Raw genomic sequence first — 14,107 nt, 5'->3', positions numbered from 1 at the left:
CCTGTAATGTACAACGTACGCCAAGGCGATTCCGCCGCAGCGCTAAGCCCACGAAAGGGACAAAGCCGTGAAGACAATTACCCGGACCGCTGAGTGGACGATCGATCAGACTCCCGACCTGACGGGCAAAACCGTGATTGTCACAGGCGCGAACAGCGGCATCGGTTTCGAAGCCGCTCGTGCATTTGCAGCCCACGGAGCACACGTCGTGCTGGCCGTGCGGGACGAAGTCAAGGGGCATGCGGCAGCCGCCGTGATCGGTGGGTCAGTCGAGGTCCGACGCCTCGATCTCGCGAACCTCGCATCGGTTCGACAGTTCGCCGAAGACTGGAGCGGTGACATTCATACGCTCGTCAACAACGCCGGCGTCATGATCCCGCCGCTCGGCCGGACCGCGGACGGGTTCGAGCTCCAGCTTGGAATCAACCACCTGGGTCACTTCGCCCTTACCAACCTCTTGGTCCCTTATGTCACCGGGCGCGTTGTGACCGTTGCGAGTGGGGCCCACCGAGCGGGAACCATCGACTTCGAGGACCTCAATTGGAAGCGCCGCAAGTACGGCAACGGCTCGGCTGGCTACGCACAGTCGAAGCTGGCCAACTTGCTGTTCACAATCGAGTTGCAGCGACGTCTTGAAGCTTCGGGCTCGACAGTCCTTGCCATGGCGGCGCACCCGGGCATGGCTGCGACAAACCTAGGCTCCCACTCCGGTAGCGCCATCATGACGTTCATCGGAGCGGTCGTCGTCCGCCTCTTCGCACAAGACGCTGCGGGCGGTGCTACACCCACTCTCTTCGCGGCCACTGCCCAATTACCCGGCGGAAGCTATGCCGGGCCGGGAAACGCCAGAGAGATGACTGGCGCACCGACATTGGTCGGTCGTTCGGATGCGGCGAAGGACCTGGCTACTGCCCGACGTTTGTGGGAGGCTTCGGAGGAACTCACAGGCGTCACCTTTCCGGCTACCCGGTAACCGACCCGGGCCCTGACCAATCAGTTGTGTTGGCGGCCGATTATTGCCCTGCGGACACAGTGAAGCTGCGGCATGAGTGCGTAGATCACGATTGGTACCGCGACTGTAGGCAGCCCGTGATCAGAGACGCGCATGGACCGCCCGCACGAAACAGTAGACGCCGTACGAAACGAGTCCGAGGGCGATAACCGACAACACGACGGTGCCGAGTGGCAGAGCCGCAAGGGCCTTCAGCGCTCCATCGAGTCCGGTGGCCCCACTCGCATCCGCGGAGAGGGCGGCCAGCCCGAAGAGGATACCGACGACCGCCACTGCGATGCCTTTTGCGACGTACCCGCCGGTTCCGATGACGACGGTGACACGGCGGGTGGTTCCGCCGGGGAGGTTGAGGTCGTGCAAGAAATGCTGACGGATGCCTTTGGCGACGAAGTACACGCCTACCGCCGCGACCATGGTCGCGACCAGCAGCAAGGCCAGGACCCCGCCCGGGGATGAAAGCAGTTGCGCGCTGAACCCCTTCGCCTGATCACCGCTGTCGGAGGAACGACCGACGATAAAGCTGAGCGCTGTTGCGCCAACGAAGGCATAGGCGATCGCCTTCCCGCCCTCCTTGGCCCGCGCTCCCCAGGAATCCTTGTCCACGCCGGTGACCAGTGCCGTCTCGAGCAGTTGGAAGGCCGCCAGCCCCCACAGCCCGACGAGCACAGCCCACAGGACGGCTAACCCGCCCGGAGTTGCAGCGACCTGGGACATGGCACCTCCAGTGTCTGCCTCTCCCCCAGTGCCGAACGCCACCCCCACAGCGATGAAGCCGATGAGCACGTGCAACAGGCCGTTCACCACGAACCCGACCCGGGCCGCTGCGCGCATCGCCGCATTGTCTTGAACCTTCGTAGCGATATCTCGGACCTTGCCGGTTTTTGACATGGTTTCACCCTAACCAGCAGGCTTGATCACCGGCCAACATGCGTTAGAATTAGACCACTGGTCTAACCAATGGTCGAAAGCGGTGATCCGCATGAAGGTCTTGATCGTCGGCGCAGGAATCGCCGGCCCCGCGCTCGCATATTGGCTGCGCAAAGCCGGACACGAGCCGACACTGGTCGAACGCGCACCAAAGTTGCGGCAGGGCGGCTACGTCGTGGATTTTTGGGGTTCCGGGTTCGACGTGGCGGAGTGGATGGGGATTGTCCCGCGCCTGATGGACGAGGGCTACCGAATTCGCGAACTGCGTGAAGTGTCCACCACCGGCCGGCGGATTTCCCATCTTGACCCGAGCCGTCTCATCGACAACGTCCGTGGCCGTTACGTCAGCATCGCACGCGCCGACCTGGCATCCGCCATCTATGACGCGCTGGAAGGCGAGGTCGAGACGATCTTCGATGACACTGTGCGCACGCTTGACGACGACGGCGACCGCGTGCATGTCGAGTTCGCCAGCGGCACGCAGCGGGACTTCGACCTCGTGGTTGGCGCCGATGGGCTCCACTCCCGGGTGCGGTCGCTGACCTTCGGGCCGGAAGAGCAGTTCGCGCGCGATCTCGGCATTGCCGTCGCTGTTTTCGACGTCCAGGGCTATCGGCCGCGTGACGAACTCGTTGCTGTGACCCATACGGAAGTCGGCGTGCAGGCGCTCCGTTTCGCCATGCGCGACGACACGACCATGTTCTGTTTCACCTTCCGCCATGACGGCGACCTACCTACGGATGATGTGGAGGCGCAGCAGGAACTCCTCCGCACACGTCTGGCCGAGGTCGGATGGGAGGTTCCGGACATCCTGGATCGGATGCCGCAGGCGCGCACCTTCTACTGCGACCGGGCAAGCCAGATCCGGATGCCGTCATGGTCGCGTGGCCGCGTTGCGCTGATCGGCGATGCCGCGGCCTGCCCGTCGCTGCTGGCTGGTCAGGGTTCCGCGCTCGCAATGGTGGAGGCCTACGTTCTCGCGGCCGAACTGCATGAGGCAGGAGACGACTACCGGGCAGCCTTCGCGGCGTACGAACGACAACTGGCGCCACTCGTACGCACCAAGCAGGATGCTGCGATCGGTCTCGGTGTAGCCTTCGCACCGCGCAACCGCATGCAGGTGCTGCTGCGCAACACCGTGGTCGGCTTGATGGCTGTCCCGTTCATCGCACAGCTGGCCATGGGGCGCAGCCTGCGCGATCCCATCCAGCTTCCGCCGCCGCCAACCGGTTGAATGCTCTTATGACCCGTCCGCGCTTCCACAAACTCCCTGCAAGGCAACAGGCTGCCATCCTGGATGCTGCACTGGCGGAGTTCGCCGCCCACGGATACAGCGACGCATCGTTGAACCGGATCATCGAAGCCGCGGGAATCTCCAAGGGGTCGATGTACTACTACTTCGACGACAAGCAGGACCTGTACGCGCACGTGATCCGCGTGCAGCTGGAAGCGCTTCTTCAGCGAGTTGGGCCGCTGCCGGTGCCGGACACACAGCATCCGGACGAATTCTGGGCGACGCTGCTCGACTATTACCTGCGATTGATGCGGATGCTGACGGCATCGCCCGAGGCCGCCTCGCTGTTGCGCGACTGGCTCACCGGGCCGGGGACACCGCCGCTGCGTGACGCAAAGCACGACGCCGAGCAGGAAATGCTGCCGTGGCTCACACAGACAGTCGTCGCCGGCCAGCGCATCGGCGCGGTGCGCACCGACGTCCCGGTGGAACTCATCCTCGCCGTCACCATGGGGATGGGCCAGGCGATCGACACCTGGCTGATCACCCAGACTCTGGGCGACACCCAGCTAGAACAGGCAGCGCGCACGCTCATCGACATGATGCGCCGCGCCCTCACTTCGCAGTGAGGAGCCGCTCTACGCGTGGCTTCACTTCGGTGGCGAGCAAGGTCAGGGACTCGAGGAAGTGCTCGTGCGGCAGCCCGCCGATGTCCATCTGGAGGAAGTGGCGCATGTGACCCATGTAGCCGTGCAGGTGAACAATCCGCTCGGCCACATCGTCAGGGTCACCCACGTAGTAGGCGCCCGGGGCGGTCGCCTGGGCGTCATACTGCCGCTTGTCGGGTGCGCCCCAGCCGCGCAACCGGCCCATCTCGATGTTGAGGTTGTGCCAACCCGGGTAGAAGCGTTCCAGCGCCTCCTTCTTGGTGGCGGCGATCAGCCCGAGGGCTCCGACCGAGACTTTGATGTCGTTCCCCTTGTGACCGGCCTGGGCGGCGGTGCGGCGGTAAAGCTCGGCCAGCGGAGCGAAGCGGTGCGGCTCTCCCCCGATGATCCCGTATGAGATCGGCAATCCGAGGGTGCCGGCGCGCGCGGACGACGACGCGTTACCGCCGGTAGCAAGCCAGAGAGGCAGGCGTCCGCCCAACGGTCGAGGAACCACGGCCAGATCATCGATCGCGGGGCGAACGGTGCCCGACCAGGTCACCTGTTCGGAGTCGCTGTTGTTGATGGTCATCAGCAGGTCGAGTTTCTCGGCATAGAGCCGGTCGTAGTCGCGCAGGTCGTAGCCGAACAGCGGGAACGTTTCGACTGAGGACCCCCGCCCGGCGGTGATTTCCACCCGCCCGCCGCCGGAAACCGCGTCGGCGATAGCGAACTGCTGGAACACCCGCACCGGATCATCCGTGCTGATGATGCTGGCGCCGCTTCCCAGCACGATCCTGCTGGTCGCGGCCGCAGCTGCGGCGATGACCGTGCCCGGGGACGATGCCGGCATGCTCACGGTGTGGTGCTCGCCGACGCCGAAGTAGTCCAGTCCGGCCCGGTCCGCGTGCACGATCGCTTCGAACAGGTTGCGGATCGCCTCGCCAGTCGGCCGAGTGCCCCCGGCCGGGTCGAGTTGGGTGTCGCCGAAGCTGTAGGCGCCTATTTCCATGATGTTCTCCAAGAGGTCGGTGATGATGCGGATGTTCGGTGCAGGTCAGCGACGCCCAGCGCCGCTCAGAGATGCGGCTGTACAAGCCAGCCCGATCTCTGCCCGAAGTGCGTTGGCTGAGTGGCGCCCACCGAAAATCGGCGTACCCGGCTCGAACGCGGCGCCGGTCGCAAGCGGTCCGGATGTGACCGGGTCGAAGCCGAACCGGTCGATGACCTCGGCGACGGTGTCGACCGCATCTTCGTCATCACCGGCGATCGCGAGTGCCCGCCGGTGCTCGTGACCGAACGGGCGCGAGTCGCTTTCCAGCTCGTGGTATCCGATGTGGTTGAGCGTCTTCACAACCGTCGCCCCCGAAATATGATCGCTGACGATCTCGCTACTGCTCCGAGCATCCGCCTCGAAATCATCGAGCCTGCCATCGATCGGTTCCCAGTAGTTCATGGTGTCGACCACCAGTTTGCCCGCCAGTATGGACGGCGACACTGTGCGGTACTTGTGCAGGGGCACGGCCAGGACAACCAGGTCGGCGCCGGCTGTTGCCTCAGCCGCCGACCTGGCGCGGGCGCCCGGAACCACGATCTCGGCCAACAGGGCAATGTCTGAACCAGGGCCGGAAGCGGCGATGTTCACGGAGTAGCCGGCGGCCAACGCCGTGCGCGCGATCGCCGATCCGACCCGGCCCGCGCCGAGGATTGCGATGGTGCTGACCATGAGCGCCTTTCCTGCTGAGGTACTCAAGAATCGCAAGCTGCACCCGACAACGCCAACTTGAGGTAAGCTACTTACCAATAGTTAGTGAGGACAGAATGACTGACACCGAGTTCGTCCGCATCGACGAAGAGGAATGCCGCAGGTTCCAGGCATCCGCCGAGCTTGCCGGCCGCAAGTGGAACGCGGCGATCCTCCTGGCCGGTGCGAGGGGCGCCCGCCGGTTCTCCGAGTACCGTGCGCTCGTCGAGGGAATCTCCGATCGGCTTCTCACCTCGCGGCTCAGAGAACTCGAGCTCGAGGGCCTCATCGTTCGCGACGTGCGACCGACTACTCCAGTGTCGATCACCTATGTCCTCACCGCGTCCGGCAGGCAACTGATCTCGTTGCTGCACCCATTGGTCAGCTGGAGCAGGGAACGGGCGGATGCGCAATCATCCGGAAATGTCAGGTCAACAGCTCCGGATCCGGCTCCCGCTCGGCATGAGCGTCGAGCGCGGGAGGGTTAGCTGGTTCTCGCGAACTCGTCCGGGGTGCTTCGCCGTGTTCGACCACTGTGACCCTGACTGAGTCGTGTTCAGGCACAGACACCCCGGGCAACGGATCCTGGGTGGAGATGTAGAACAACCCCGGCCAGGCCAGCGCGCCTATGGGCGGCCCATCCGGGTCGATGTTCGCGAGGGTCACTCCCGCCTCGGTGGCAAGGTCGCGACCGACGTGGAAGGGCAGGCCCACCACTTCCGGAACCTCGACCAGCTTGCGTGCGGATGCCGCCATCCATCAAGGATCCCGCACGCTGTCAGCTGCGGCAAGAGCTCCCAGAGCCGCCAGCAAGATACCGTGAACACAAACGCGGCGAGCGAGGAATACCAAGTGTGACCACAGACGATGCGATCATCCGGCGCTCCCTCGACGACCCGTCTGCTTTTGGTGACCTGTTCGAGCGTCATGGGTCCGTCATCTACCGGTACGTCGCGCGCCGAGTTGGGCACACCACTGCTGAGGATGTGATGAGCGAAACGTTCCTCACGGCGTTCCGGGGACGCAGTCGGTTCGACCTGACACGAACGGATGCCCGGCCCTGGCTTTACGGGATCGCAAACAACCTCGTGAGCCGGCACTTTGCCGCTGAAACGCGTCGCTTCGCCCTCATCGCCGCGGTCCCTGCTGATCACGTCGCCGCCGATGCCTTCGAGTCGGCGGATGCGAGGCTGGATGCCATCGCCCACGTCGGCGGGCTCGGTCCCGCGCTTGCTGCTCTGAGCAAGGCAGACCGCGACACCCTGCTCCTCTACGCCTGGGGCGACCTGGACTACGAAGGCGTCGCCGAAGCCACTGGAGCAGCCATCGGCACAGTCAAGTCCCGACTGAACAGGGCGCGACGACGCATGAGGAACGCGACCTCAGCCCGAGAATCAAGCTCGCGACTCGACCCGGACGGAGCCGCCGGCCCATCTGGCGCAGAGGTGCCGAACCGGATGGTATCCCTCCGAACCATCAATGAGAACGGAGCAAACCCATGGACGAACTGACTTTGCTACGAAGCATCGGAAGCGACATCGAGGGTCCCAGCGACTCCGCAACACAGCGAACGCGCGACCTTCTCGCCAAAGCAGCCGCCAGCGAAGTTGCACCGAAGCAGCGCATGCCGCGCCGTCGCATCCGTCATCGCGGACGGGTGCTCTGGGGAGCCGGGATTCCCCTGGCCGCCGCACTCACCGTGGCTCTGGTCGCGGTGAACCTCTCCGGCGGCGTTACCGTTCCGGGCTTTCCCGAAGTAACGCTGCCCATGGACAGCGCCAGCGCTGCGGAGGTGCTCCTGGAGACGGCGTCCCTCAGTGAAGCCGCCGCGGATCCCGTTGTCGGGCCTGGCAGCTTTCTCAAAGTCACCACAACGACAGAACAGGTTTTCACCAACGTGTTCCGGGGCGCTGTCGATATTGATCGCACCGCCACGTGGGGGTGGCTCGAGCGGACCGAATCCGAGCTGTACATTCCGGCCAACCGTGCCGATGAATGGGTGTGGGTGATGGACACCACTCCGGAGGCGTTGGGCGGCCAGGTGCTCCAGTCCTGGGGAGAAGGCGCTGCCGAGGGGCGCCAGGAGCGCATGTCGTTCATCTACGGGGCCTATCCGGGTGAGGACCTCGTTCTGCGGTTCCGTGATGGATTCCTCAAAACCAAGAATCTCTACCGCGGCACGTGGAGCCCGCGCCTCCACCTGGCCGACTCGATGCCATCCGACCCCAACGACCTGATGGCCTGGTACCGGCAGCAAGCCCAAGATGAGGAGTGGATGCGAGGCGACGACGGTTCAGCATTCGACCTGATGGCAATCGACCTTCGCTGGAATCTCTTTCCGGCAGCCCAGCGGGGACAAATCTGGAGGGCCATGGCATCCATCCCGGGCATCGTCATCTCCGACGAAGGCACCACCGAGGACGGGCACCCCACGGTCACCATCGGTCTGCCGGATGCCACAGTGGCGACCGCCGACGATGCCATCGATGAGCCTGAGGCTGCCAGCCTTCGTGAGATCACGATCGACACGGTGACCGGCACGCTGCTCAGCCAGCGGGTGTTCGCCCCCTCCCCCGTGAAGGCAGACGGAACCGCCCTTTACCCCAGCACGATCCCGTGGAGGTCGAGTACCTTCACCGCTGAGGTGGTCAGCGAAGCGCCTTAGCCGGCTGGAAGCATTCGCTCAGCTAGGTGGAGCGCTGCCCGACGGCTCGAGGAACTCGTCCCAGTCGTGGTGCTTCTTCACGTAGGCGGCGATGAACGAGCACACCGGCACGATCCGTTTACCGGTGCTCGCCGCATCATCCAGTACATGCCTGGCGAGCTTGGAGCCGAGGCCCCGTCCGCCGTACTCCTTGTCGATCACCGTGTGTGTGAACACGATCTGGTCGGGTGTGAGCATGTACTCGGCGAAACCCGCCACCTTCTCGCCATCGCGCATCTCGTAGCGGTTCTTCTCCGGCACGGCAACGATGGTGAACTCGTCCTGATCCTCGGCAGCATCCATGACTCGATTCAAGCATGTTCAACTGAATGAGGAGCGTACTAGGACACGTCAGGCGGAATGTGCGCGCTGGCTGCTGACGCGCTTCGCATAGGACCGCGCTGCTCGAACCCGCGCACCGCACGCCGGGGTGCACCATTCACGTCGCGGGTGGTCTTTGAGGAAGAACAAATCGCAGCCCGGGCGTTCGCACATCCGCAGGCGTACGGCGTCCGAACCCGAAAACAGTTCGATTGCATCGCCGGCCAACGCGCTGAGCACCTGGTCGAGGGGCACCCCCGCGGTCTGCGTTATCTTCTTGGCACCGGCGCCCGACCCCCACGTCATCGACGTCCAACGTGGCGATAGAGCGGCCAGGCGGTTGGCGCAGTCGACATCGTTCTGGTCCGGGTCGTCTCCGGCGACCACACGAGCGGCGATCCCGCGCACCGCGTTGCGCAACTCGAGCAACGCATCCAGGTCATCCTGGAGGATCCGTACCTTGATGGCCGACGGTGCACCGGCGTCTGCCAGCCGGTCGGCCACCTGCCGTACCCACGCGGTCGCGTGCTCCGGTGAACCGAGAGCCTCTGCCGGCTTACCGCGCGAGGCGTAATTGGTGTTCATCAAGTCGAGCGCCAAGCTCTCTCCGAGGATGGGGGCGCCGCGCGCGTAGCCAGCTTGACGCCACGCAGCAGGCGATGGGCGCGGTGCCGAACATGACGCGGGCCATGGTGAACAGCCCGGCCGCGCTGAAGGGCTACCTCGCACTGTCGGGCGCGCTCGGCCGTGGCGTGCTGCGTGCCGCCACTCGTGAGCGACTCGCTCTGGCGATTGCCGAGGCAAACGAGTGCGGGTACTGCCTATCGGTGCACACCTACACGTCCACCCATGTAGCGAAGCTCGACGAGGAAGACATCCTGTCGGCGCGTGAAGGCTCGGCCGCCGACCCGAAGGAGAACGCCATCCTCTCGTTCGCGCTCGCGGTGAATGCCACTCGCGGTGACATTGCCGATGCCGACTTCGAGGCAGCTCGCGCGGCCGGACTGAGCGATGCCGAAATCGTCGAGGTCATCGCGGCGGTCGGGCTGAACACGCTCACCAACTACTTCAACAAGGCGATGAAGACCGACATCGACTTTCCTGTCGTGCTGCCGGGCACCGTAGGCCAGGTCGATGCAGCGTAACGCCTCTGGGAGACTGGCCGACACGATCGTGAAAACGATCGGTCGGCCTTTCCCGCGGCCGGCCGAGGGTGCACTACCCGATGCTCAGGCGGCCTCAGGAGGCGGCGGCGGGCTGGAACAACTCGACGACATTGCCGGTCGTGTCCTCCACCAGAATCTGCTGCCCACCAGGGCCGACCACAATGTCGTTGCGGAAGGTGACTCCCGCCGCACGCAGCCGGTCTGCCTCGGCCGCGATGTCGTCCACGATGAGCTGGATGCGGTTCCATCCGCCCGGCTCGGGCTTGGTGCCGTCCGGCATAGGTCGACCTGCCGAGCTGGTCGGCCCGCTCAGCAAGAGCCGCAGCCTGCCGCGGATGACGTCGGCAAACGCGGGTGCCGCGCCCGTCCGGAGGGTGAAACCGAGGTGCCTGGTGTAGAAGTCGACCGCCTTCTCGACGTCGTCGACCAGGTAACGGACGTTGACCAGGTCTGCAAGATTGTCTGACATTTCTAGCTCCTTTCCGAACTAGTCAGGGAATGTTCCAGCGTGGACAGCAGGAACCGGATGCGAGTGTTCAGTTCGTCCGCAGTGCGGACGAACGCTGGGTAACTGTCTTCGTCTTCTGCCGCGGCGACCGCGGGATCCGGGATGCTCCAATGCGCGACCGATGGTGACCCGGGAAACTCCGGGCAGACCTCCCGCACGCGATCGCACAGGCTGATGACGTAATCGAACCGCTGCTCGACAAACTCATTCAGGTGCTTGGAGCGGTGCCCACCGATGTCGATGCCACGCTCGCGCATCACCCGAACGGCATTGGGGTGCACGGTTTTGGGATGGCTTCCGGCACTGGCCACTTCGATCCGACCGCCACCGAGTTGCCTCAGGATCGCCTCGGCCATCTGGGACCGGGAACTGTTTCCGGTGCACAGGAACAGCACCCGGACGGGTGGCCGGGCCGGCCATCGGTCCGGGCTTCCCGGGGCACCCGGGCGCAACCGAAGGCCGGGATGGAGTGCGGCGCCGGCATCCGTCAGCCGCTCGCCGCACACGGCGAGGTCGAGGCTGTAGTAGCTGTCGCGCTTGTCGGCCGAGCTGCGCCGCATGCTCACCAGCCCGGCGCGACGCAATTGACTGAGGTGGTACGACGTCAGGCTCTGACCCTGGCCGGTCAGAGTGGTGAGTTCACGGACCTGGCGGTCGCTGCGGGCCAGCTCACTCAGCAGCTGCCACCGTATCGGGTGCCCGCCCAGGCGCAGGAACGCGGGCGGTTCTCCCGATAGTTGTACGGATGCTTCCGAGAACATGCGAACAGATTACATCAATCCAAATTGATGGATCAAGTGGATCCTGTTCTGACCTTCGAGTGCACATCGCATAGTGCGAGAGTGGATGCATGCTGACACCCATCGTGATTCTCACCGGAGCGGGGGTTTCTGCGGAGTCCGGCATCCGCACCTTTCGTGCGGCGGACGGGCTCTGGGAGGAGCACCGCATCGAAGACGTCGCAACTCCGGAGGGCTATGCCGCCAACCCGCAGCTGGTGCACCGTTTCTACAACGAGCGGCGGAGCCAACTCGTCAGCGGGACCGTTCATCCGAACCCGGCGCACCTCGCCCTTGCGCGACTGGAAGCCGAGTGGCCCGGCGACGTGCTGCTGGTCACCCAGAACATCGATGACCTGCACGAGCGGGCAGGATCCCGCAACGTCATCCATCTGCACGGCGAACTTTTGCGGATGCGATGCGAGGCCTGCGACACCGTGCATTCGGTTGCCGGTGATGTCAGTGTCGACAGCCGCTGCCCAGACTGTTCAGCCACCGGCACCTTGCGCCCGCACGTCGTCTGGTTCGGGGAAATGCCGTTGCGCCTCGATGACATTTTCGCCGCGCTCAACGACTGTGGGGTGTTTGCCGCGATCGGAACATCCGGGAACGTCTACCCTGCCGCCGGCTTCGTGCAGGAAGCCCGCGCGGCTGGCGCTCGTACCGTGGAAATCAACCTGGAACCTTCGGCGGTTGCAACCTCCTTCGATGAGGTGCGGATCGGGCGCGCCAGTGAACAGGTGCCCCGCTGGGTAGACGAGTTGCTCGCCGGCCCGGCGAGCGACCGGCTGGAGAAGGCGCTCGAGTAACGCGTACCTACCCGCTGATTGGCACGATCCTGCCGCTGACTTCCACGGTCACCGGCACATCCGTACGGCCCAGGGCTGCGGCGAACTCGGCGCCGAGCTGCTCCAGCGAGCGGTCGGCCGGCAACTCGACAATGCCGATTGTGATCCCGGACCCGTCCACTGCTGGCGACCCCACCGCGACTTCCACTCCGGCAACCATCCCGGGTGTTGCGACCGCCAGCCTGACCAGTTCCGCAAGCTCCGCCGGGCGGAATGCAGCCGGCTGGATGACCACCGTCAATTTCTTTGGCGCTTCAGCGATCAAGCCCTGCAGCCGAGCGCTCGGCTCGCCGAACCAGGTGATGGTGACGGTGGACCTGTCCCTGGAGATCGCCGGCGAACCGAAGTTCTCATCGTCCCCGAGCTCCCTTTGCAGGCGATCGATCCACGTCATGGTCTCCGCGTCTATCGCACCCTGAAGGTACTCCTCGGGTATCTGGTCCTCGATCAGGATATTCGGCACAACCTCCATCGGAGCAGCACCGACGCATCCGGTCAGCGCCAGCGTGGCACCCAGCAGCCCAGCGACCAGTACGCCCGTTCCGCCCTTGAAACCCATGACTGCTCCTTGTCGGTGGCCGCGTCCGTTCCCGGCTCACACTAGCTAAGACGCATAACCAGTAGACAACGTTGGGTCGGCGCCCGACCAAGCCCGCGCGCCGTTAAGTCGTGAGAGTGTGCTCAGCGAAAGCCAGCAACGAATCGGCCACACCCGTCGGATTGCTGAGCGCCGCGTAATGGCCGCCGGCGATCTCTTCTGGCTCGATGCCGAGCCGTTCGCGAACCTGTCGTCGCATGAACTCCGCCGGGAAGAACGCGTCATCCCGGCACAGGATGGCCTTCGTCGGGATGACCGGATCCGCTACTCCCGGCCATGGGCGGGACATCCAGCTGCCCTGTTGGTCCCGCTCGTGGGTTCTTGCCTCCCGTGCCAGGGCATCCGGAACACCGTTGAAGAACGAGACGTCAGGGTCCTCATCGATCGTCTCGCGGTCATGCCCGGTGTTCGTCCACCACTGATCGAAGGTCTCCCCCGGCAGAGGGATCATGCCGGCAAGGTAGACGAGGCCGATCGCGCCCAGTGCCTCCGCGGCCAGCGGGGCGGTGAATCCTCCTAGCGAATGCCCGACGACGATCACATCTCGCCGTGTTCCCACCGCATCCACTACGGCCTGGGCGTAATCCTCCAGCCGCGAACCGTCATCTTCTATCGGCAGGTCAACGGCCACGGCTTCGTGTCCGGCCTCCTCCAGAAGGGCCGCGACGAAATGCCAGTCCCAGGCGCTTGACCCACCGCCATGAATAAGGGCGAAAGTGACCATCTGACCTCCGGATGTTCGTGGTTCACCAATTCTTTCGCAATCCGGGGTCAGACGACACGGCGTCGCCGTCAGTCGCGGGTGAACCGCGGGATCTCCCGACCGTTGACGACGGTGGTGCCGAAGAACATCTCCTTCGGACGAACCCACCACTCCCCGGACGGCGAGGCGTAGACGACCAGCGCCTCCTCTGTCTCACTGTGGCGCGCAACACCGAGCACCTGGTAGACGCCGCCCTTGAAGTGGCGGTAGCTGCCGGTGAGGTCTTCCGAATCCATGCCCCAACAATATCCACTGCGCTGTACTCTGCCTCCATGAACAGCCACGACGAACCTGAGATCTCACTCCATCCCTGGAGCGCCGACGACCTCCCCGTTCTTGAGCGCAGCAACACCCCGGAGATGACCGTCTACATCGGCGGGCCGGAATCACCCGAGAAACTCACTGAACGTCAGGCTCGGTTCATGCGACTCTGGGAGTCCGGCGAGGCGCGGATGTTCACGGTCTCGGCGCCCGATGCGGCAGAGCGTGTCGGCTCGGTCGGGTACTGGACGACAACCTGGCATGGCGAGCCGGTCTATGAAACCGGGTGGAGCATCGCCACCGCCCACCAGGGTCGGGGAATCGCAACACATGCGTTGCGCAAGTGTCTGGAGTACGCGGCTGAAAACGGCGATCGGGACTCGATGCTGGCGTTCCCCCGAATCGACAATGGGGCATCCAACGCGCTGTGCCGAAAGCTGGGTTTCGCGTTCACCGGCGAAGAGGACTTCGAGTATCCGAAGGGCAACCCGATCCGGGTGAACGCCTGGCTGTTCGACCTCAGCCTGCTGCGAACCCGGCGGCTGGGCAGCGAGGACTGAGCTCGAACCTGTGTGTTTCCTGCGAATAGTTCGTC

Annotated in this window: 20 protein-coding genes; 9 read left to right on the top strand and 11 right to left on the bottom strand. The window is 64.6% G+C overall.

Going from position 1 to position 14,107, the window contains the following annotated elements; genetic code table 11:
* Positions 1–67: 67 nt before the first annotated feature.
* A complete protein-coding gene (locus tag ACX3O0_RS05005; RefSeq protein ID WP_459106980.1) occupies positions 68–973 on the top strand; it encodes an oxidoreductase in 906 nt (301 codons plus the stop codon).
* A gap of 120 nt (positions 974–1,093) precedes the next feature.
* Here the strand turns inward: ACX3O0_RS05005 and ACX3O0_RS05000 are convergent, their stop codons facing one another.
* Complete coding sequence (locus tag ACX3O0_RS05000; protein WP_459106979.1) at positions 1,094–1,900, bottom strand: DUF1206 domain-containing protein; 807 nt, start codon at positions 1,898–1,900, stop codon at positions 1,094–1,096.
* 91 nt (positions 1,901–1,991) lie between these two features.
* On the opposite strand from ACX3O0_RS05000, the gene ACX3O0_RS04995 reads away from it, so the two are divergent.
* Both ACX3O0_RS04995 and ACX3O0_RS04990 read left to right on the top strand, forming a co-directional pair.
* The gene (locus ACX3O0_RS04995) at positions 1,992–3,173 is read left to right on the top strand and encodes an FAD-binding domain (protein WP_459106978.1); all 1,182 of its coding nucleotides are present in this window, start codon (positions 1,992–1,994) and stop codon (positions 3,171–3,173) included.
* A gap of 8 nt (positions 3,174–3,181) precedes the next feature.
* The gene (locus tag ACX3O0_RS04990) at positions 3,182–3,802 is read left to right on the top strand and encodes a TetR/AcrR family transcriptional regulator (protein ID WP_459106977.1); all 621 of its coding nucleotides are present in this window, start codon (positions 3,182–3,184) and stop codon (positions 3,800–3,802) included.
* Here the strand turns inward: ACX3O0_RS04990 and ACX3O0_RS04985 are convergent.
* Positions 3,789–4,832, bottom strand: coding sequence for an LLM class flavin-dependent oxidoreductase (locus ACX3O0_RS04985; protein ID WP_459106976.1), 1,044 nt, complete (start codon positions 4,830–4,832; stop codon positions 3,789–3,791). The two genes, ACX3O0_RS04990 and ACX3O0_RS04985, sit on opposite strands and share 14 nt — an antisense overlap.
* A gap of 45 nt (positions 4,833–4,877) precedes the next feature.
* A complete protein-coding gene (locus ACX3O0_RS04980) occupies positions 4,878–5,573 on the bottom strand; it encodes an NADPH-dependent F420 reductase (protein ID WP_459106975.1) in 696 nt (231 codons plus the stop codon).
* Between the two features lie 68 nt (positions 5,574–5,641).
* On the opposite strand from ACX3O0_RS04980, the gene ACX3O0_RS04975 reads away from it, so the two are divergent.
* Positions 5,642–6,052: a winged helix-turn-helix transcriptional regulator gene (locus tag ACX3O0_RS04975; protein WP_459106974.1), complete on the top strand. Its 411-nt coding sequence runs from the start codon at positions 5,642–5,644 to the stop codon at positions 6,050–6,052.
* Here the strand turns inward: ACX3O0_RS04975 and ACX3O0_RS04970 are convergent.
* Positions 5,991–6,320, bottom strand: coding sequence for a PASTA domain-containing protein (locus tag ACX3O0_RS04970; RefSeq protein WP_459106973.1), 330 nt, complete (start codon positions 6,318–6,320; stop codon positions 5,991–5,993). The two genes, ACX3O0_RS04975 and ACX3O0_RS04970, sit on opposite strands and share 62 nt — an antisense overlap.
* A gap of 98 nt (positions 6,321–6,418) precedes the next feature.
* Here ACX3O0_RS04970 and ACX3O0_RS04965 point away from each other — a divergent pair, with 98 nt between their 5' ends.
* Positions 6,419–7,075, top strand: a complete 657-nt coding sequence (locus ACX3O0_RS04965) for an RNA polymerase sigma factor (protein ID WP_459106972.1) — start codon at positions 6,419–6,421, stop codon at positions 7,073–7,075.
* Positions 7,063–8,229, top strand: coding sequence for a hypothetical protein (locus tag ACX3O0_RS04960; protein ID WP_459106971.1), 1,167 nt, complete (start codon positions 7,063–7,065; stop codon positions 8,227–8,229). The genes ACX3O0_RS04965 and ACX3O0_RS04960 overlap by 13 nt, the downstream gene beginning before the upstream one ends.
* Before the next feature lie 18 nt (positions 8,230–8,247).
* On the opposite strand, the gene ACX3O0_RS04955 is transcribed toward ACX3O0_RS04960, so the two are convergent.
* Positions 8,248–8,571, bottom strand: coding sequence for a GNAT family N-acetyltransferase (locus ACX3O0_RS04955; RefSeq protein ID WP_459093467.1), 324 nt, complete (start codon positions 8,569–8,571; stop codon positions 8,248–8,250).
* 48 nt (positions 8,572–8,619) lie between these two features.
* The gene (locus tag ACX3O0_RS04950) at positions 8,620–9,318 is read right to left on the bottom strand and encodes a CGNR zinc finger domain-containing protein (protein WP_459106970.1); all 699 of its coding nucleotides are present in this window, start codon (positions 9,316–9,318) and stop codon (positions 8,620–8,622) included.
* Here ACX3O0_RS04950 and ACX3O0_RS04945 point away from each other — a divergent pair.
* Complete coding sequence (locus ACX3O0_RS04945) at positions 9,267–9,734, top strand: carboxymuconolactone decarboxylase family protein (RefSeq protein ID WP_459106969.1); 468 nt, start codon at positions 9,267–9,269, stop codon at positions 9,732–9,734. The genes ACX3O0_RS04950 and ACX3O0_RS04945 overlap by 52 nt on opposite strands.
* Before the next feature lie 94 nt (positions 9,735–9,828).
* On the opposite strand, the gene ACX3O0_RS04940 is transcribed toward ACX3O0_RS04945, so the two are convergent.
* Together ACX3O0_RS04940 and ACX3O0_RS04935 are read right to left on the bottom strand one after the other, a co-directional pair.
* Entirely contained in the window at positions 9,829–10,224 is a 396-nt protein-coding gene (locus tag ACX3O0_RS04940) for a VOC family protein (protein WP_459106968.1), read from the bottom strand.
* Between the two features lie 2 nt (positions 10,225–10,226).
* The gene (locus ACX3O0_RS04935) at positions 10,227–11,024 is read right to left on the bottom strand and encodes an arsenate reductase/protein-tyrosine-phosphatase family protein (protein ID WP_459106967.1); all 798 of its coding nucleotides are present in this window, start codon (positions 11,022–11,024) and stop codon (positions 10,227–10,229) included.
* A gap of 89 nt (positions 11,025–11,113) precedes the next feature.
* Between ACX3O0_RS04935 and cobB the strand changes: the two genes are divergently transcribed.
* A complete protein-coding gene (cobB, locus tag ACX3O0_RS04930) occupies positions 11,114–11,851 on the top strand; it encodes a Sir2 family NAD+-dependent deacetylase (RefSeq protein WP_459106966.1) in 738 nt (245 codons plus the stop codon).
* Between the two features lie 7 nt (positions 11,852–11,858).
* On the opposite strand, the gene ACX3O0_RS04925 is transcribed toward cobB, so the two are convergent.
* From ACX3O0_RS04925 to ACX3O0_RS04915, 3 genes are all read right to left on the bottom strand, one after another.
* A complete protein-coding gene (locus tag ACX3O0_RS04925; RefSeq protein WP_459106965.1) occupies positions 11,859–12,449 on the bottom strand; it encodes a hypothetical protein in 591 nt (196 codons plus the stop codon).
* A gap of 103 nt (positions 12,450–12,552) precedes the next feature.
* Positions 12,553–13,212 carry an alpha/beta fold hydrolase gene (locus ACX3O0_RS04920; RefSeq protein WP_459106964.1) on the bottom strand — a complete coding sequence of 220 codons (660 nt, stop codon included), beginning with the start codon at positions 13,210–13,212 and terminating at the stop codon, positions 12,553–12,555.
* Positions 13,213–13,280: 68 nt separating this feature from the next.
* Positions 13,281–13,487, bottom strand: a complete 207-nt coding sequence (locus ACX3O0_RS04915) for a DUF1653 domain-containing protein (protein WP_459093459.1) — start codon at positions 13,485–13,487, stop codon at positions 13,281–13,283.
* A 36-nt stretch (positions 13,488–13,523) separates the two neighbouring features.
* On the opposite strand from ACX3O0_RS04915, the gene ACX3O0_RS04910 reads away from it, so the two are divergent.
* On the top strand, positions 13,524–14,072 hold the full coding sequence (locus ACX3O0_RS04910; RefSeq protein WP_459106963.1) for a GNAT family N-acetyltransferase: 549 nt from the start codon (positions 13,524–13,526) through the stop codon (positions 14,070–14,072).
* Positions 14,073–14,107 lie beyond the last annotated feature (35 nt).

The sequence above is a fragment of the Homoserinimonas sp. A447 genome, from assembly GCF_054489325.1.
The sequence above is the reverse complement of the archived record's forward strand: the minus strand, read 5'-3'. Positions and strand labels throughout refer to the sequence as shown.